This window comes from Pseudomonas sp. Gutcm_11s (assembly GCF_028649395.1).
In the GTDB taxonomy this organism is placed as follows: domain Bacteria; phylum Pseudomonadota; class Gammaproteobacteria; order Pseudomonadales; family Pseudomonadaceae; genus Aquipseudomonas.
In genome coordinates this window covers 557,360-576,231 of the sequence record NZ_JAQSUW010000014.1, presented here as the reverse complement: position 1 = coordinate 576,231, position 18,872 = coordinate 557,360, and the positions used below count along the sequence as shown (strand labels likewise).

15 protein-coding genes are annotated in these 18,872 nt (G+C 65.2%); 6 read left to right on the top strand and 9 right to left on the bottom strand.

Annotated features, from left to right (window positions below; translation table 11 throughout):
• Nucleotides 1-16 precede the first annotated feature (16 nt).
• Entirely contained in the window at nt 17-430 is a 414-nt protein-coding gene (locus tag PTT45_RS13535; protein ID WP_273813844.1) for a CBS domain-containing protein, read from the bottom strand.
• Between the two features lie 262 nt (nt 431-692).
• Between PTT45_RS13535 and PTT45_RS13530 the strand changes: the two genes are divergently transcribed.
• The 4 genes from PTT45_RS13530 to PTT45_RS13515 all read left to right on the top strand — a co-directional run bounded on the left by PTT45_RS13530 (nt 693) and on the right by PTT45_RS13515 (nt 8,572).
• Nucleotides 693-1,244 (top strand): GNAT family N-acetyltransferase, encoded by a 552-nt coding sequence (locus PTT45_RS13530; RefSeq protein ID WP_273813843.1) that lies wholly within the window; start codon nt 693-695, stop codon nt 1,242-1,244.
• Between the two features lie 150 nt (nt 1,245-1,394).
• Entirely contained in the window at nt 1,395-2,552 is a 1,158-nt protein-coding gene (locus PTT45_RS13525) for an HD-GYP domain-containing protein (protein WP_273813841.1), read from the top strand.
• Nucleotides 2,553-2,595: 43 nt separating this feature from the next.
• On the top strand, nt 2,596-6,990 hold the full coding sequence (locus PTT45_RS13520; protein WP_273813840.1) for a response regulator: 4,395 nt from the start codon (nt 2,596-2,598) through the stop codon (nt 6,988-6,990).
• Nucleotides 6,991-7,039: 49 nt separating this feature from the next.
• Nucleotides 7,040-8,572: a hybrid sensor histidine kinase/response regulator gene (locus PTT45_RS13515; RefSeq protein ID WP_273813839.1), complete on the top strand. Its 1,533-nt coding sequence runs from the start codon at nt 7,040-7,042 to the stop codon at nt 8,570-8,572.
• A 54-nt stretch (nt 8,573-8,626) separates the two neighbouring features.
• On the opposite strand, the gene PTT45_RS13510 is transcribed toward PTT45_RS13515, so the two are convergent.
• From PTT45_RS13510 to puuE, 5 genes are all read right to left on the bottom strand, one after another.
• A complete protein-coding gene (locus tag PTT45_RS13510; RefSeq protein ID WP_273813838.1) occupies nt 8,627-9,322 on the bottom strand; it encodes a tRNA (adenine(22)-N(1))-methyltransferase in 696 nt (231 codons plus the stop codon).
• Nucleotides 9,323-9,639: 317 nt separating this feature from the next.
• Entirely contained in the window at nt 9,640-10,995 is a 1,356-nt protein-coding gene (locus PTT45_RS13505; RefSeq protein ID WP_273813836.1) for a urate hydroxylase PuuD, read from the bottom strand.
• Nucleotides 10,996-11,043: 48 nt separating this feature from the next.
• Nucleotides 11,044-11,547, bottom strand: a complete 504-nt coding sequence (locus tag PTT45_RS13500) for an ureidoglycolate lyase (protein WP_273813835.1) — start codon at nt 11,545-11,547, stop codon at nt 11,044-11,046.
• A 47-nt stretch (nt 11,548-11,594) separates the two neighbouring features.
• Nucleotides 11,595-12,110, bottom strand: a complete 516-nt coding sequence (gene uraD, locus PTT45_RS13495; RefSeq protein WP_273813833.1) for a 2-oxo-4-hydroxy-4-carboxy-5-ureidoimidazoline decarboxylase — start codon at nt 12,108-12,110, stop codon at nt 11,595-11,597.
• Entirely contained in the window at nt 12,107-13,039 is a 933-nt protein-coding gene (puuE, locus tag PTT45_RS13490; RefSeq protein WP_273813832.1) for an allantoinase PuuE, read from the bottom strand. The genes uraD and puuE overlap by 4 nt, the downstream gene beginning before the upstream one ends.
• A 319-nt stretch (nt 13,040-13,358) precedes the next feature.
• Here puuE and uraH point away from each other — a divergent pair, with 319 nt between their 5' ends.
• On the top strand, nt 13,359-13,712 hold the full coding sequence (uraH, locus tag PTT45_RS13485; protein WP_273813831.1) for a hydroxyisourate hydrolase: 354 nt from the start codon (nt 13,359-13,361) through the stop codon (nt 13,710-13,712).
• A gap of 263 nt (nt 13,713-13,975) precedes the next feature.
• Here the strand turns inward: uraH and PTT45_RS13480 are convergent, their stop codons facing one another.
• Nucleotides 13,976-15,325 carry an NCS2 family permease gene (locus tag PTT45_RS13480; protein ID WP_273813830.1) on the bottom strand — a complete coding sequence of 450 codons (1,350 nt, stop codon included), beginning with the start codon at nt 15,323-15,325 and terminating at the stop codon, nt 13,976-13,978.
• Nucleotides 15,326-15,729: 404 nt separating this feature from the next.
• On the opposite strand from PTT45_RS13480, the gene PTT45_RS13475 reads away from it, so the two are divergent.
• Complete coding sequence (locus PTT45_RS13475; protein ID WP_273813828.1) at nt 15,730-16,497, top strand: GntR family transcriptional regulator; 768 nt, start codon at nt 15,730-15,732, stop codon at nt 16,495-16,497.
• Between the two features lie 59 nt (nt 16,498-16,556).
• On the opposite strand, the gene guaD is transcribed toward PTT45_RS13475, so the two are convergent.
• Nucleotides 16,557-17,858 carry a guanine deaminase gene (gene guaD, locus PTT45_RS13470; RefSeq protein ID WP_273813826.1) on the bottom strand — a complete coding sequence of 434 codons (1,302 nt, stop codon included), beginning with the start codon at nt 17,856-17,858 and terminating at the stop codon, nt 16,557-16,559.
• A gap of 36 nt (nt 17,859-17,894) precedes the next feature.
• A complete protein-coding gene (xdhC, locus tag PTT45_RS13465) occupies nt 17,895-18,737 on the bottom strand; it encodes a xanthine dehydrogenase accessory protein XdhC (RefSeq protein WP_273813825.1) in 843 nt (280 codons plus the stop codon).
• Nucleotides 18,738-18,872: the final 135 nt, after the last annotated feature.

The following is an 18,872-nucleotide window of genomic DNA, read 5'->3' as shown; positions in this document are numbered from 1 at the left end:
GCGGGTGCCCGCGGGCTCAATGGGCCTGGGCGACGCCACGCAGCAGGGTGCCGCTGCTCTTGTCGCTGCGGGCACTGGCGATGTTGCCGAGGGACACCACGCCGATCAGGCGCTTCTCGCGGCTGAGCACCGGCAGGCGGCGCTTCTGGATGTCGGCCATGTTCTGCGCCACGTGCTGGACGTCCTCGTCCTCGAAGCAGTAGCAGACGTTGCCGCTCATGATCTGGTGTACCGGCGTGTCGTTGCCGAGGCCCTGGGCCACGGCGCGCAGGGCGATGTCGCGGTCGGTGAGCATGCCCACCAGGCGGTCGTTTTCCTCCACCAGCAGCGCACCGCTGTCGATTCGCGCCATCAGCGCGGCAGCCTCGAGAATGCTCACGTCGGGGCGCACGGTCTGCACGTTGCGCGTCATGATTTCGTTGATCTTCATGCCGTCCTCCTGTGTCGAAAGTGCTGGCGCCGCGATTGCGGCGCCTACCCAGGATGGGACTGGAGGGGTAGGGGGCGGTTCAGGTTTTTGGGCCGTCTATCCGAGCCGCTGCGCTGGGTTTGAAGGTGCTAGCCGCCGGGATATTTGTGCCGCAATCGGTACGCTTTGTTTGCGTGGCGTCTCGCTGTCAAAAGCAGGCTATTGCTCACCGCACCTGACTGGAGGAGCCTTGCGCTGACCCTGGCAACCGGCAGCGCGCTTCATGCAGACATACTCGATAGAGTCCATCTCGCCGTCTGGCTTCAACGCGTTCATCACCTATCTGAATGACCATCTCGGCGAGAACGGGACGCCGGAGGTTGGCTATTTCCAGCCGCTCTCACGCGGCACCTCGTCTTTCCCGGAGGAGCGCAAGGCGGCATTTCTCGCCGGCTTGGCGATCCCGGTTGGCGAGCAAGGCTGGCGCCGAGCCTGGGTCGCGCGAGGGTTGGAAGGGCAGATCCTCGGGCATATCGATCTGCGTGGGCACAGCGAACGCCATGCGCAGCATCGCTGCCTGTTGGGCATGGGCGTACATCGCAGCGTGCGTCGGCAGGGGCTGGGCGCTGCGCTGATCAAGCATGCCGAGCTGTGGGCGGCCTCCACGCGCTTGCTGGAGTGGATCGATCTGCAGGTACTCGGCGCCAATCAGGCTGCCGTCGCGCTCTATGGGCAGGCGGGATTCACCCGGGTGGGCGAGGTCCCGGACATGTTCAGGATCGATGGGCACAGCTTCTCGTACCTGACGATGACACTGCCCTGTGCCTGCCGGTAGCTGCCTTCTGCTGACCCCGCCCGCTGCCGTCGTTCCCGGCTTCATTTAGTCGCCAGAAACGGCCGGCGACTGGAGATTTTCCTAGCTACGCTTGCAGCAACGGAGCGGCACAGGTGAGGCCCTCCTTGATTGGCAGGGGAGCCGGCATCCATGGATAGCGCGCACAGCATTCCGCCACCCAGCACCGTTCTGGTGGTCGACGACACCGTCGACAACCTGATGCTGATGGCCGATCTGCTCAAGGATCACTACCGGGTCAAGGCCGCCAACAGCGGCGAGAAGGCCCTGCGCATCCTCCAGGGCGATCCACTGCCGGACCTGATCCTGCTGGACATCATGATGCCGGGCCTGTCCGGCTACGAAGTGGCCGAGCAGCTCAAGCAGGACGTGCGTACCCGCGACATCCCGATCATCTTCCTCACCGCCATGGCGGCCACCGAGGACGAGATCCACGGCCTGGAGCTGGGCGCCGCCGACTACATCACCAAGCCGATCAGCCCGCCGGTGGTGCTGGCCCGGGTCGAGACCCAGCTCAAGGTCAAGGCGGCGGCGGATTTCCTGCGTGACCAGAACGACTATCTGGAGCAGGAGGTGCAGCGCCGGACCCGCGAGGTCATGGCCATCCAGGATGTCACCATCCACGCCATGGCCTCGCTGGCCGAGACCCGCGACAACGAGACCGGCAACCACATCCGCCGCACCCAGCACTACGTGCGGCTGCTGGCCGAGTTGCTGCGCGAGCATCCGCGCTTCCGCCACTTCCTCGACGAGGAAACCATCAAGCTGCTGTACAAGTCGGCGCCGCTGCACGACATCGGCAAGATCGGCATTCCCGACCGCATCCTGCTCAAGCCGGGGCGCTTTACGCCGGAAGAGTTCGAGATCATGAAGACCCACACCACCCTGGGGCGCGACGCCATCCAGCACGCCGAGGACCAGTTGGGGGTGGGCGTCGACTTCCTGCGCTTCGCCAAGGAGATCGCCTACGGCCACCAGGAAAAGTGGGACGGCAGCGGCTATCCGGAGGGGCTGGCGGCCGACGACATCCCGATCAGCGCCCGCCTGATGGCCGTGGCAGACGTCTACGACGCACTGATCAGCCGGCGGGTGTACAAGCCCGGCATGCCGCACGAGCAGGCGGTGGGCATCATCCGCGACGGCCGCGGCTCGCACTTCGACCCGGACATCTGCGACGCCTTCCTGGCCAATGCCGAGCGTTTCCGCGAGATCGCCGAGCGCTTCGCCGATACCGACAAGGACATGGCCAAGCAAGCGGCTGCCCTCGAACACATAGTCCAGGCCCCCTGAGCCACAGGCGCTGGTGCGGCGATAGCCAAGGAGTGCTGCCCCGATGAATCTGTCCGCTCTGCTCGAGCGTCTGCCGCTGCGCCGCAAGCTGGTGCTCGGCTTTGCCGTGCTACTGGCGCTGTCGCTGGTGCTCGGCATGCACAGCCTGCGCATCCAGTCGGAGTTGAAGCGCGATTTGCAGCAGCTCTACAACCGGGACCTGATCGGTGCCAACCACCTGCACGAGGTGCGGGTACAGCTGCCACAGATCATCCAGGCGCTGCAGCGCTCCGTGGCCACCAGCAGCGCGGATACGCGCATCGCCGCGCTGCGCCAGCTGGAGACGGCCAAGCAGAGGCTGCAGGAGTCCCTGGCGCTGGCCAAGCCGACGGTGTTCCGCTCCGACAACCTGGAGCGGCTGGCCGAGTTCGAACTGCTGCTCGAGCGCATCCTGCATGCCGGCAACGAGGCGATGGAGCTGGCCGGGCAGGGGCGCCAGGGTCAGGCTCTGCTGTTGCTCAACGGCGATGAATTCCAGCAGCTCGACGATCGCGCCGATGCGGTGCTTGATGACATAGCCGAGGTCAAACAAAAGGCGTTGTACGACCTGGTTACCGAGATCACCGGCAATGCCGAGCGCAGCAGCCTGCTCACCTACATCCTGCTGCTCGGCGGCCTGGCGCTCGCGATCATGCTCGCCTGGCTGGTCAGCCAATCCATCCGCAAGCCGCTGGAGCGGGTGCGCAACGCGGTGGACCAGCTCACTGCCGGCCATCTCGACCAACCCATCCCGCATACCGACCTGGCCAACGAGACCGGCGACCTGGCCCGCGCCATCGCCAAGCTGCAGATCGAGTCGCGCCAGCTGGAGCGCCAGCGCTGGATCAAGGCCCAGGTGTCGCTGGTGCAGATCGACATCCAGGCGGCGGAGACGCCGGAGCAGCTCGGCCGCTTCTTCCTGCAGCGTATGGTGCCGATGTTGGGCGCCTGTCAGGGTGTGCTCTACGTGCTGTTCGAAGGCGCCAGCCACCTGCAGCTGCTGGGTGGCTATGCGCTGGATGGTGAGTTTCCCCCGGCGCAGCGGGTGGCTCTCGGCGAGGGCCTTTTGGGCCAGTGCGCGCTTGACCGCGAACCGATCCAGCTGACCGATATGCCCGGCGCGTTCTGGCGCATCCGCTCACAGCTCGGCGAGGCGCCGGCCAGTCATCTGCTGGTGCAGCCGGTGATGCGTGGTGAGCGCCTGCTCGGTGTGCTGGAGGTGGCGGGCTTGCGAGCGCCTTCGGAGCTTGAGGTGGCGCTGCTGCAGGAGGTGCTGCCGAGGCTGGCTGGTGCCATGGCCATCATGGAACGCAGCGAAGCCGCGCAGACGTTGCTGGCGGAAACGCGCCGTCAGGCCGACGAAATGGCGGCCCAGACCCTGCTGCTGGAAGCCCAGGCGACCGAGCTGGAAGCCCAGCAGGCGGCACTGCGCGCCACCGAGGCCTGGTATCGCGGCATCATCGAGGCATCCCCGGATGGCATGCTGGTGCTGGGCGCCGATGGCAGCATTCTGATGACCAACCCGCAACTGGATGCGCTGTTCGGCTATGGCCCGGGCGAGCTGATCGGTGCGAGCGTCGAGCGCCTGGTACCTCAGGCGGCGCGTGAGCGGCATGTAGGCTTGCGCAATGGCTTCATCGCCCACGGCACCACCCGCCAGATGGGCACCAACCTCGACGACCTGCGTGGTGTGCGCAAGGACGGCAGCCTGTTCTCCGTGGAGATCGGCCTGTCCCACCTGCCCAGCCTGGAGGGGCGCGGTGTCTGCGTGTGCGCCTCGGTGCGCGACGTCAGCGAGCGGCGGGCGATGGAGAGCCGGCTGCGCACGGCCAGCGACCGTCTGAGCCTGGCGCAGGAAGCGGGCGACATCGGCCTGTTCGACGTCGACTTCGTCAGCGGCCATGACTACTGGACGCCGCAACTGGAGAAGATGTTCGGCCTCGAGCCGGGCGGCTTCGGCGGGACCATGGCGGCGTGGAAAGCCTTGCTGCATCCCGATGACGCGGATGACGCGGACAAGTCCTTCGCCGCGGCGGTAGACAGCGGCGCCGATCGCTATGACTTCGAGTTCCGCATCGTGCGGCAGAACGATGGCATGGTGCGCACCTTCCGCTCGCTGAGCCGCTTCACCCGCGCCGCCGACGGCACGCCGCTGCGCGCCACCGGGGTCAACATCGACGTCACCGAATTGGTCGAGGCCCGTGCGGCGGCCGAGGAGGCGACCCGGGCCAAGAGCGACTTCCTCGCCAACATGAGCCACGAGATCCGTACGCCGATGAACGCCATCATCGGCATGAGCCACCTGGCGCTGCGTACCGAGCTGGACAACAAGCAGCGCAACTACATCGAGAAGGTGCACCGCTCGGCGGAAAACCTGCTGGGCATCATCAACGACATCCTCGACTTCTCAAAAATCGAAGCGGGCAAGATGAGTCTGGAGCAGGTGCCCTTCCGCCTGGAGGACGTGCTCGACAGCTTCGCCAGCATGATTGGCCTGAAGGCCGAGGACAAAGGCCTGGAGCTGCTGTTCCAGACCCAGCCCGAGCTGCCCACGGCATTGATCGGCGACGCGCTGCGCCTGGGTCAGGTGCTGATCAACCTGGGCAACAACGCCGCCAAGTTCACCGAGTGCGGTGAGATCGTGGTCGGCGTGCAGGAGGTCAGCACAACCGGCGAGCAGGTGGAGCTGCACTTCTGGGTGCGTGACACTGGCATCGGCATAACGGCCGAACAATGCGCGCGCATGTTCCAGTCCTTCAGCCAGGCCGACAGCTCGACCACCCGCAAGTACGGCGGCACCGGGCTGGGCCTGTCCATCTCGAAGAAGCTGGTGGAACTGATGGGCGGGCGCATCTGGGTCGAAAGCACGCCGGGGCAAGGCTCCACCTTCCACTTCCAGGTGCGCCTGGGCGTTCAGCAGGGCGTGCAGCCGCGGCGCATGTTCAAGGCCGACGAGCTGCTGGGCATGCGCGTGCTGGTGGTGGACGACAACGCCAGTGCCCGCGAGATTCTCTCCGGCATGGCGCGCAGCTTCGGCCTGGAAGTGGACGTCGCGGAGAGCGGCGGCATGGCCCTGCGCCTGCTGGCCGACGCCGAGGTCAGGGCGCTGCCCTATGACCTGGTGCTGATGGACTGGCGCATGCCGGGGATGGACGGCATGGAGACGGTGAGCCGGATGCATTCCGGCAGCCTGAGCCATACGCCATCGGTGATCATGGTGACCGCCTTCGGCCGTGACGAGGCCCACGAGGAGGCCGCGCGCCAGGGCATCGAGCTGCCGGTGGTGCTGACCAAGCCGGTGACGCCGTCGTCGCTGCTCGAAGCCATCGGTATGGTGATGGGGCGGGTGCCCCAGGGCGAGACCCGCGCCACCGAGCGCTCCGAGCACAGCGCCAGCACCCTGGCCGGCCTGCGCGGCGCGCGGCTGCTGCTGGTGGAAGACAACGAGCTGAACCAGGAACTGGCGCGTGAGCTGCTGGAGAGCGCCGGAGTGCAGCTGCGCCTGGCCTGGCACGGCCAGGAGGCACTCGACATCCTCGCCGCCGATGATGATTTCGATGGCGTGCTGATGGACTGCCAGATGCCGGTGATGGACGGCTACACCGCCACCCGCAAGATTCGCGAGCAGCCGCGCTTCGCCGAACTGCCGGTACTCGCCATGACCGCCAATGCCATGGAGGGGGATCGCGAGCGAGCCCTGGCCTGCGGCATGAACGACCACATTTCCAAGCCGCTGAACGTCGACGGCATGTTCGCCACTCTAGCCAGATGGGTCACGCCGAAGGCCGCCCGCGCGGAGGCTGCTCCGCCGCCAGCGGAACCGGTGAGTGACGGCCTGCCGGACAGCCTGGAGGGCATCGACATGGTCGCCGGGCTGGCCACCTGCATGGGCCGGCGCGATCTCTACCTGCGCCTGCTGGGCAAGTTCTGCGATGCCCAAAGCGGCTTTGGCGAGCAGTTCCAGAATGCGCTGGCCGACCCTGATGACAGCGCCGCACAGCGTTTGGCTCACAGCCTGCGGGGCACTGCCGGCAACATCGGCGCCAAGGCCGTGGCCCAGGCCGCTGCGGCGCTGGAGCGCGCCTGCGAGACGGGTGAGACGGATACCGTCATCCAGGGCCTGGTGGCAGAGGTGCAGCGCTGCCTGACCCCGACCCTGGCAGCGCTGGCCGGGTTAGGCGCTGGTGCTGTCGTCACGACCAGCGAAGCGCCGCGCAACGACGCGGAGGTGGCGCGGCAGCTGACCCGTCTCAAGCGCCTGCTGAACGAGAGCGACACGGCGGCCATGGGCACGCTCGAGGAACTGCGCAGGCAACCGCTCGAGCCGCGCATGGCCAAGCGACTGGCGCAGGTCGCCCAGCAGATCGAGCTGTTCGATTTCGACCGTGCCTTGGAGCTGCTGCAGGGCGAACCACAATGAAACGGCTGGCCGGCGCGGCACCATCCTTCCACTCGGAGTACCAGGCGTCATGATCACTGCGGATACCGTGTTTCTCGTCGTCGACGACGCCGACACCATGCGCAAGGTCAACAGCAGCCAGCTCGAGCGCCTGGGCGCCCGGCATATCCTGACGGCCGCCAACGGTGCAGAGGCGCTCGCGGTGCTGCGGGCGCGCAAGGTCAACGTGATCCTCTCCGACTGGAGCATGCCGGTCATGGATGGCCTGACCTTGCTGCGCGAGGTGCGCGGCAATCCGCGCCTGGCGGCGTTGCCGTTCATCATGGTCACTGCGGAGAGCTCCCGGGCGCAGATCACCGAGGCCATCGCCGCCGGGGTCAGCAGCATCCTGATCAAACCCTACACCGCCAACGACCTGTCGCAGCGGATCATCCGCGCCATGCGGCATCGACCGCGGGCGCCGGTTGTTGCCGTGGCCGAGGAGCCCGCCCATGAGAGCGAGCCGCCGGCGGAGCGCAAACCGACCCTGCTGGTGGTGGATGATGTGCCGGACAACCTGGCGCTGATTGCCGGGCTGTTCCAGGACGACTACCGGGTGCTGGCGGCGCGTGATGGGCACGGCGCGTTGGCCATCTGTACCTCGGACGCGCCGCCGGACCTGATCCTGCTGGACGTGATGATGCCGAACATGGATGGCTTCGAACTGGCCCAGCACCTGCGCAGCCACCCGAGCGCCAGCCAGATTCCGGTGATCTTCATCACCGCCATGAGCGATCCGGCGGCGCAGCTGCGCGGACTGGAGCTGGGCGCGGTGGACTTCGTCAGCAAGCCGGTGGACCCGAAGTCGCTGCACCTGCGGGTGGTCAACCTGCTGCGCCTGGTCGAGCAGCGCAACGCGCTGCAGCAGGAGTACGACACCATGCTGGAGCTGGAGCGCCTGCGCGAAGAGGCGAGCAGCCTGTCGCGCCACGACCTCAAGGCGCCGCTGTGCAATATCCTCGGCCTGGCGCGTGGCCTGCTCGAAGGGGGCAACTTGCTGCCGCGCCAGCAGCAGATGCTGCATAGCCTGGAAAGCGACTGCCAGAGCCTGCTGGGCATGGTCGACCTGGCCAACGACCTGCACAAGATCGAGACCGGGCGCTTCGTGCTGCGCCCGGCTGCGGTCGATCTGCTGGCGATGGTACGGCGCCTGTGCGACTCGGCCAGGCTGACCTATCAGGCCAAGGGCCTGACCATCGAGGTGGTGACGCAGGACGCCAGCGAGTCGACTCCGCTGCAGGCCAGCGGCGACGAGCTGCTGTGCTTCTCGCTGCTCAACAACCTGCTGAAGAACGCCTGCGAGGCGGCACCCGACAAGAGCCGCGTGCGCGTGACGCTGGCGCACACGGACTGCATCGAACTGCTCATGGAGAACCACCCGGCGGTACCGCCGGCGTTCCGGCCGCGCTTCTTCGAGAAGTACGCGAGCGATGGCAAGGCCGGTGGTACCGGGCTCGGCACCTACTCGGCCAAGCTGCTGGCCGAGGCCCAGCACGGCAGCCTGGAGCTGGAAGTGGACGACGCGGAAAACCTCACGCGCTTGCGCCTGAGGCTTCCCGTTTAGCTGCAGCAGGCATCTGCAGGGGCATGGCGCTGACCAAGAGGCGCAGTCGCCGGCTCATCCCAGCAGTTCGCTGATCCACCGAACCTGCCGGGTAAGCTCCTGCACCCTGTCCTCGGGCACGGCCTGTCGCGCCTGGGCGAAGTCGGCGAGGGTCTTTTGTTTCAGGCGCAGGAGGCGTTGCCACTTGGCCAGGAACGCCGGGCTGCGCGCCTGCATCTGCAGCGGGCCGAAGTACAGTTGCTCGGCGGTGTAGGGCACCGGACCGGAACGTTCGGCAACGATGATTTCGTAGTCGAAGCGGTTCTCCCACAACACTTCCTCGCAGAGGATGCGGTAGCCGTTCTCCATCAGCCATTGGCGCAGCGGCTGCTCGCCACCGTTGGGCTGCATGATCAGGCGTTCCTGGCCGCTCAGACGTGCCTTGCCGGCTTCGAGGATGTCGCGGATCGTCTCGCCGCCCATGCCGCATAGACTGATGGCCGTTATCGCGTCCTGCGGCTCGATGGCCGCCAGGCCATTGGCCAGACGCACGCTGATCTGCTGGCTCAGGCCGCTCTCGCGCACGCTGCGCTCGGCCGCGCGATAGGGCGTCTGCGCCACCTCTCCGGCGATTGCCGAGACGATCACGCCACGGCTCACCAGCGCCACCGGCAGGTAGCCGTGGTCCGAGCCGATATCGGCCAGGCGCGCGCCAGCCGGTACATGCGTAGCCACGCGCTCCAGGCGCATGGACAGGGTCTGTTCGCTCAACGGCAACTCCTCTCGCCAGGGTGTTCAGCACCCAGGGCCGAATCGGGGCGAGATTCTGGCGAGCGCCGTCGCGCATGGCAAATTCCGCGCAGCCACTGCTCGACGAGTGGCGCGTAGAGTGGATTGCCGCAAGGCAGCGGATAAAAAGAACCCGCCAATTGGCGGGTCGGGAAATCCCCGGGCGTGTGCAGTCGGACTTCTGGGGTTAGCCAGATAAATCGAGATGCCCGGAGTCGGGGGGATAAAAAGGCCTGTCTTGCGACAGGCACGAAGCGAAGGGCCGCCAGGGAGGCAGATGGGCGGCCCGTCGTGGTAGATCAGTCGATGCGTGCGCCCTGGGCGATCCACGCGCCGATCAGGTCGCGCTCTTCCTGGGTCATCTGGGTCATGTTGCCCAGCGGCATGATCTGCGAGGCAACGCTCTGGGCCTGGATGCGCGGCGCGTTGGCCTGCATTTCCTGGGCGGTATCGAGCATCACGCCGGCGGGCGCTGCGCTGAACATCGGGCTGGTGGGCTTGGCCGAGTGGCACACGGTGCAACGCTCATGGATCACGCTGACCACCTTTTTCACGTTCGGCGCGCCAGCCGCTGCGGCAGGTGCCGCTGGTGCGGTGGCGGCTTGCGCCGGTGCCTGCGTTGCTGCGGCCGGCTTGGCCTCAGGCACTTCTTCCACCTTGTTCACCTGCACCGGCTCAGTGGCTTCGGCCTTGGGCACGGCGGCCACGCTTTCCTCGTGGGGAGTGGGGGTGACGTTGGCGATCGGCGCGCTGGCGGCCTTGTAGTTCGGCGAGGTGATGAAGGCCAGGCAGATCATGCCGAGGGCGCCGGCCGGCAGGGTCCAGGCGAACTTGTTGCTGTCGTGGCGGGTGTTGAAGTAGTGACGGATCAACACGGCGACGATGGCAATGCCGGCCAGGATCAGCCAGTTGTACTGGCTGCCGTAGGTGCTCGGGAAGTGGTTGCTGATCATTATGAACAGCACCGGCAGGGTGAAGTAGTTGTTGTGGCGCGAGCGCAGCAGGCCCTTGGCCGGCAGGCGTGGGTCGGGTGTGGTGTTGTTCTCGATGGCCTTAACCAGCGCACGCTGGGCCGGCATGATGATGCGGAACACGTTGCCGACCATGATGGTGCCGATCAGCGCACCGACGTGGATGTAGGCGCCACGGCCGCTGAACACCTGGGAGAAGCCCCAGGCCGCGCCGATGACCAGCACGAACAGCACCAGGCCGAGGAGGGCGGGGGTCTTGCCCAGCGGCGAATCGCACAGCAGGTCATAGACGAACCAGCCGACCACCAGGGAGCCGGCGCCAATGGCGATGGCCATCGCGGGGGCCAGTTCCACGCCGGGCTTGATCAGATACAGGCTGGGGTTGAGGTAGTAGACCACCATCAACAGCGCCACGCCGGACATCCAGGTGAAGTAGGCCTCCCATTTGAACCAGTGCAGGTTCTCCGGCATTTTCGGCGGGGCCAGTTTGTATTTTTCCAGGTGGTAGATACCGCCGCCGTGGATGGCCCAGAGGTCACCCGCCAGCCCTTCGCGGGGGTTGCTGCGGTTGAGGTTGTTTTCCAGCCAGACGAAATAGAAGGATGCGCCGATCCAGGCGATGCCGGTGATCATGTGAACCCAGCGGATGCCCAGGTTCAGCCATTCGGTCAGATGTGCTTCCACAATCGTTACCTCTTTCCCGCGGGCTACACGCAGCCCGTCAGGCTTCTCTTATTGGTGGGGGTCGAGGAGCAGTTGCTCGTCCTCGGTGAAGTAATGCTCATCGCAGTTGTTGCCAGAACCACTGCGATCAACCACCAGGAAGTCATCCCGCTTTTCGATCGTCAGCACCGGGTGGTGCCAAACGCCGCGATGGTAATTGACGCCCTGCCTGCCATTGGTGAGGAAGGCACGGACCAGACCCGGTACAGGTACATCGCCAAGTGGCGCGACCACGACCAGAAATTGATTGCCGAGCAGCGGAATGAAGGCCTGGCTGCCCAGCGGATGGCGTTCCAGCATGCGGATGCGCAGCGGCATCTCGAGCGACTCGGCACTGAAGATGCTGATGATCGCCCGATCTTCGGGCTGCGCGGTCTCTACCGTGGCCAGCTTGTGGTAGCGGCGGGTGGAGCCGTTGTTGATCATGAAGTGGTCGCTGCCGTCGGTTTCGATGACATCACCGAAAGGGGCGAAGGCTTCCTTGGTCAACGCTTCGATCTTCAGAGTGCGCATGCTGGTTCTACTTATTCATCAGGTTAATGTGGCGGAGCCGTCTGCAGTCAGAGTGGCTGCAGTCGGAACAGCGCGATCTTGTTGATCTCGGCCAGGGCCGTGGCGAATTCCTGCTCCGGGGAGTTGTGAATGCGCTCCTCGAAGGCCGCCAGGATCTGGTGCCGGTTGCTGCCTTTCACCGCCTTGATGAAGGGAAAGCCGAACTTGGCCTTGTAGGCATCGTTAAGTTCGGTGAAACGGGCGAATTCCTCGGCAGTGCACTCGTGGATGCCCGCACCGGCCTGCTCCGAGGTGGAGGAGGCGGTGAGCTCGCCACGGACGGCTGCCTTGCCGGCCAGATCCGGGTGAGCGTTGATCAGCGCCAGCTGCTGGTCGCGGCTGGCACTGAGCAGGATGTCGGCCATGCGCTGATGCAGGCCGTCGATATCGTCGACGCCGGCATCGAGGCCGAGGTCGTAGGCTTTTTTGGCAACCCAGGGCGAGTGCTCGTAGATGTCGGCGAAGGCGGCAACGAATGCCTCGCGGGTCAGGCTCGACGGGGTCAGGGTCTGGAAGCGGCTCATTTCACGCTCTCTTGCTTGAACGGGTGGGTGGCGTGCCAGTGGCGCGCGATGTCGACACGGCGGGCGAACCAGACCTTGTCGTGGCTCTTCACGTAGTCGATGAAGCGGGCCAGCGCGGCAATGCGCGCCGGGCGGCCGAGCAGACGGCAGTGCATGCCGATCGACAGCATCTTCGGCGCACCGGCTTCGCCTTCGGCGTAGAGGGTGTCGAAGGCGTCCTGCAGGTAGTTGTAGAAGTCGTCGCCGCAGTTGAAGCCCTGCACCTGGGTGAAGCGCATGTCGTTGGTGTCCAGGGTGTAGGGGATCACCAGGTGCGGCTTGTCGGCGCTGCTGGCCGGGTCCCAGTAGGGCAGGTCGTCATCGTAGGTGTCGCTGTCGTAGAGGAAGCCGCCTTCCTCGCGCACGATGCGGCGAGTGTTCGGGCCGGTGCGGCCGGTGTACCAGCCCAGTGGGCGCTCGCCGGTGAGCTCGGTGAGGATGCGGATGGCCTCGAGCATGTGCTCGCGCTCCTGGGCCTCGTCCATGTACTGGTAGTCGATCCAGCGGTAGCCGTGGCTGCAGATCTCGTGGCCGGCCTCGACCATGGCGCGGATCGCGTCCGGGTGGCGTTGGGCGGCCATGGCCACGGCGAAGATGGTCATCGGGATGTTGTGGCGCTGAAACAGCTTGAGCAGGCGCCAGACGCCGGCACGGCTACCGTATTCGTAGAGCGACTCCATGCTCATGTTGCGCTCGCCCTTGAGCGGTTGCGCGGCGACCATTTCGGAGAGGAAGGCCTCGGATTCGCCATCGCCATGCAGGACGCAGCGTTCGCCGCCTTCCTCGTAGTTGAGTACGAACGAGATGGCGATGCGAGCGTCACCCGGCCAGTGCGGGTGGGGGATGTTGCTGCCGTAGCCGATCAGGTCACGAGGATAGTCAGCGCTCACGTGAGGGTTCCTTCATCGAGTGGATGCCGTTCCGGAAATTACCGGATGAGTTGGCTTGAGCAATTGTATACAAAAACTATGACAGCCTGTAAATCACTATTTCTATAATTGTGCCGCGTATTTATCGCTTCCTGCTGCACCTTCTTGAAGCACTGGCGCGCTGCATAAGGGATTCGGTGTGGAGTTTTGGTGCGTAAAAATTGTGTACAAAAACATGGCTATGCTGTTCTATATGTTCAGCCCAGATCCCCGCTGAGCGGCGGATCGCTACGACAACCTTTAGCAGAGGAGCTGAGGCGCCGCTGGCGCCCTGAACGACATGGGACGATTGACCACGCATGTACTGGATGCTGCCCACGGCAGCCCTGGCCGCGACATCACCATCGAGCTGTACCGCGTCGAGGCGGGTGGCCTGGAGCTGGTAGCCAAGACGCTGACCAATGCCGACGGCCGTTGCGACGCACCGCTGCTGCAGGGCGATGACTATCGCTCGGGCGTTTACCAGCTGCATTTCCATGCCGGCGACTACTACCGTGCGCGTGGCGTACAGCTGGCCGAACCGGCCTTCCTCGACGTGGTGGTGCTGCGCTTCGGCATCAACGAGCAGCAGGAGCATTACCACGTGCCGCTGCTGATCTCGCCCTACAGCTACTCGACTTACCGCGGCAGCTAGCCGCCCGCAGGTTCCTTTGGTGTATTGCAGCCCGCCTTGTGCGGGCTTTTTTATGGCGCGCGAGAAGTGGGTGCGCGTGATCCGGCAGTGGGCACGGCAGGTTGCCAGCTGGGTGTTGAGGTTGCAGTGGGGGAGTCGGTGAGGCTGGGCAGCTCGAAGCGTGCCTCGCCTCCGGATGCCGGGCGTCTGCTCTGGCTCGGCTGAAGTGCTGTGAATGCAAAAGGCCCTGTCGCGAAACGGCAGGGCCTTTGCGGTAGAGCGGCTTAGAGGAAGATGAACTTGGCGATGAAGATCGCGCAGAGTGCATACAGGCTCACCGAGACGTCTTTGTGGCGGCCGGTGCAGGTCTTCATCGCCACATAGGTCACGAAGCCCAGAGCGATGCCGTCGGCGACCGAGAAGGTCAGCGGCATCATGATCACGGTGACGATCGCCGGGATGGTTTCGGTGTGCTCGTCCCAGTCGATGTGGGCCATACCGCCCATCATCAGCATGGCCACGTAGATCAGGGCGCCGGCGGTGGCGTAGGCGGGGATCATGCCAGCCAGAGGGGCGAAGAACATGGCGGCAATGAACAGGATGCCCACGGTCACGGCGGTCAGTCCGGTACGGCCACCTGCGGCCACGCCCGCGGCACTTTCCACGTAGCTAGTCACCGGCGGTACGCCGAGCACGCCACCGAACACGCTGGAGGCGCTGTCAGCTTTCATGGCGCGGGACAGGTTCTCGATGCGGCCGTCTTCCTTCACCAGGTGCGCACGCTGGGCGACGCCCATCAGGGTGCCGGCGGTGTCGAACATGTGCACGAAGAGGAAGGCCAGGATCACGCTGACCATGGTCACGTTGAACGCGCCGGCGATGTCCATCGCCATGAAGGTCGGCGCCAGGCTCGGTGGCATGGAGAACACGCCGCCGAACTTGACGATGCCCAGGCCAACGCCGATCAGGGTGACGGTGAGGATGCTGATCAGGATGCCGCCGAACACGCGACGATATTCCAGCACCGCGATCATCAGGAAGCAGATGGCCGCCAGCAGCGGGCCGGGGGAGGTGAGGTCACCGATGTGCACCAGGGTGGCTGGATGAGCCACGACGATGCCGGCGGTCTTCAGGCCGATCAGGCCGAGGAACAGGCCGACCCCCGCGCCCATGGCGAAGCGCAAGCTGGGTGGGATGCTGTTGAGCAGCCATTCGCGTATGCGTGAGAAGGTCAGGACCATGAACAGCACGCCGGAGAGGAAGACGGCGCCGAGGGCGATCTGCCAGCTGTAGCCCATGGTGTTGACCACGGTGTAGGTGAAGAAGGCGTTGAGGCCCATGCCCGGCGCCAGGCCCACTGGCCAGTTGGCGTAGAGGCCCATGAGCAGGCAGCCGAAGGCGGCGGCCAGGCAGGTGGCGACGAAGGCGGCGCCATGGTCGATGCCGGCGTCCGCCATGATGTTCGGGTTGACGAAGATGATGTAGGCCATGGTGATGAAGGTGGTCAGACCGGCGGCCAGCTCGGTTCTGATGGTGGTCCCGTGCTGGGTTAGCTTGAACATCCTGTCCAGCAGACCTCGGGTGGGAGGGGAGGCAACGTAGTTGTCTTGTTCTTGTTGTTTAGCGCTTTCCACAGCAGGTACCTCTCAGGTGTTGTTGTGAGTCTCTCGTCCGGCTGGTTTACCTGGGTCCCTTGCGCGGCGGATCGACTTTGAGGTGCTTTGCCTCACGGGGCGGTGCCTGTTTCTGACTTTTGGGTCAGAAAGTGTGCGATTGGATTATCTTTTTGTGTACAAAAAAGTCAATTAGTGTTTTGAAGTATGCGCACTAAAAAACCGCTAAAAAGCTTCTTAGACTGCTTTCCAGCGCAGAGAAATCGGGCGCAAGCCGCATGCCTGCTGGTGTGCATGGTTATGGCGTGAATTTTGTGTACAATGCTGTCGATCAGGCGACTTGCACGATCAGATACTGGCCAACGGCCCTCTCTTCGGCGTAGTGTCGCGTCAGCGAGATTCCCTATTCCTCTCACGTGAGCCACATGAACGAAGCAGTGCAATCTCTGAGCAAGACTCCCCGGCCCGCCAAGGCCGTGCGCGCAGGCACCCAGGATGAGGTGGTCTATGCCCACATCTTCGAGGCCATCCTCGAACAGCGCCTGGCACCGGGTACCAAGCTGAGCGAAGAAGCGCTCGGCGAGATCTTCGGCGTGAGCCGCACCATCATTCGTCGCGCCCTGTCGCGCCTGGCCCACGAAGGCGTGGTGTCGCTGCGCCCCAACCGCGGCGCCGTTGTCGCCAGCCCTGGTGCAGACGAAGCCCGGCAGATCTTCTATGCGCGCCGCATGATCGAGCGCGCCATCACCGAGCTGGCCTGCAGCCACGCCACTCCGGCGCAGATCGCCGCCCTGCGCCAGATGGTGCAGGAGGAGCGCGCCTGCTTCGCTCGTGGTGACCGCGCCAAGGGCATCCGCCTCTCCGGTGAGTTCCACATCAAGCTGGCCGAGGCCGGTGGCAACCTGACTCTGGTTGGCTTCCTGCGCAGCCTGGTGTCGCAGACTTCGCTGATCATCGCCCTGTACGAGAGCAGCAGCCGCACGCACTGCTCGGACGACGAGCACGACCAGGTCATCGATGCCATCGAGGCGCGTGACGTGGAGCGCGCGGTGGGCCTGATGATGCGCCACATGGACAGCGTCGACGCCAAGCTCAACCTGGAAGACGACAGCGCCACCGATGACCTGCACGCGGTGTTCTCGCACCTGCTGCAGGACAAGAAGAAGTCCGGGCGCGTCTCGCGTAGCGCCTGATCTCTGGCGTAATGCAAAAGGCCCCGCTAGTGCGGGGCCTTTTCGTTGGTACGGAGCGCTCAGTCGCGCTGGTGCACCGAACGGCCGGCGGCGAAGGTTTCCTTCACGGTGCGGTCGTCGCCGAGGATGGTCAGGGCGAACAGACGCTCCTCCAGGCTGCGTGCCTGCTGCATGCGGTAGCCGAGCAGCGGCGTGGCGTTGTAGTCGAGCACAATGAAGTCGGCGTCCTTGCCGGCCTGGAAGTTGCCGATGCGGTCGTCCAGATAAAGTGCGCGGGCGCCGCCCAGAGTGGCGAGGTACAGCGACTTCATCGGGCTGAGCTTCTTGCTCTGCAGCTGCATGATCTTGTACGCCTCGTTGAGCGATTGCAGCTGGCTGAAGCTGGTGCCGCCGCCAACGTCGGTACCCAGGCCGACGCGCACGCCGTGCTGCTCCATCTTCTCCAGGTCGAACAGGCCGCTGCCGAGGAACAGGTTGGAGGTCGGGCAGAAGGACAGCGCCGAGCCGGTTTCGGCCAGGCGCTTGCACTCGTCGTCGCACAGGTGCACGCCGTGGGCGAACACCGCGCGCGGGCCGGTCAGCTTGTGGTGGTCGTAGACGTCCAGGTAGCCCTTGCGCGCCGGGAACAGCTCCTTGACCCAGGCGATCTCGGCCTTGTTCTCCGACAGGTGGGTGTGCATGTACAGGTCGGGGTATTCGCCGAACAGCTTGCCGGCCAGTTCCAGTTGCGCGTCGCTGCTGGTCGGGGCGAAGCGCGGGGTCACTGCGTAATGCAGGCGGCCCTTGCCGTGCCAGCGCTCGATCAGCTCCTTGCTGTCGGCATAGCCGCTTTCCGGGGTGTCGGTGAGGAAGTCCGGCGCGTTGCGATCCATCAGCACCTTGCCGGCGATCATGCGCAGGTCGAGGGCCTGGGCGGCCTCGAAGAAGGCGTCGACCGACTGCTTGTGCACGGTGCCGAACACCAGTGCGGTGGTGGTGCCGTTGCGCAGCAGTTCCTTGAGGAAGATGCCGGCCACGTCGGCGGCATGCGCCTTGTCGGCGAAGGCGCCCTCGGCCGGGAAGGTGTAGGTGTTCAGCCAGTCCAGCAGTTGCTCGCCGTAGGAGGCGATGATGCCGGTCTGCGGGTAGTGGATATGGGTGTCGATGAAGCCGGGGGTGATCAGCGCATCGCGGTACTCGCGGACTTCGACGCCCTGCAGTCTGGGCAACAATTCGCTGGCTGCGCCGACTTCCAGCACCTGGCCGTTCTCGACCAGCAGGATGCCGTCCTCGAAGTACTGGTAGGAGGCCTCGATGCCCACCTCGGCCGGGTCGGCGAGGCTGTGCAGGATGGCGGAGCGGTAGGCGGTTTTTTGGCTCATGACGAATCTCGGTAGGGCCGCAGGCGGCCGATTGAATCAGGAATGGGTGTGGGTGCGGCGCGAGTCGGGCAGCAGGCGGCTGACGGTGGACTCGCCCTTGCGGGTGTCCTGGCCGAAGTGCGCGTTGTACTGTGCGACGATCTCGCCGGCGATGGAGATGGCAATCTCCGCCGGCAACTTGCCCTTCACTTCGGGCAGGCCCATGGGGCAGCGCATGCGCTGCATTTGCTCGGCGGAGAAGCCACGCTCGCGCAGGCGGTGTTCGAACTTGACGCGCTTGGTCTTGGAGCCGATCAGGCCGTAGTAGGCGAAATCATCGCGCGCCAGGATGGCCTGGGTCAGTTCCAGGTCGAGCTGGTGGTTGTGGGTCATGACGATGAAGTAGCTGCCGGCCGGCATCTCGTCGACTTCGTCGACCACTTCGTCGCTGAGTACCTTCTCCACGTTGGACGGGATGTAGGCCGGGAACTCGGCGTCGCGCGAGTCGACCCAGCGCACCTTGAGCGGCAGGCTGGCGAGCAGCGGGATCAGCGCTCGGCCGACATGGCCGGCGCCGAACAGGGCGATGTGCGCCTGCGGCTGGCCCATCGGTTCGAACAGCAGCACTGTAGCGCCGCCGCAGCACTGGCCGAGGCTGGCACCGAGGCTGAAACGCTCCAGGCGGGTCTGCTGGGTGCGGCTGGTCAGCATCTCGCGAGCCAGTTCCATGGCCTTGTATTCCAGGTGGCCGCCGCCGATGGTCTCGAAGATGCGCTCGGCGGTGACGACCATCTTCGAGCCGGAATTGCGCGGCGTGGAGCCTTGCTCCTCGATGATGGTAACCAGCACGCAGGGCTCACCCTGTTGCTGCAGTTCGGCGAGGGCGCTGATCCAGCTCATTTGCTCAGCCTCCAGCTTGGCGAGGTCTGCCCCGGGCGTGGCAGGCGCCAGTTGCTCAGGGACGGTTCCAGCAACGGCACTGGTAGCGGCCGTTGTGGTTGGGTTTTGCCTTCGGTGTGCTGTGTCATTGTTCTA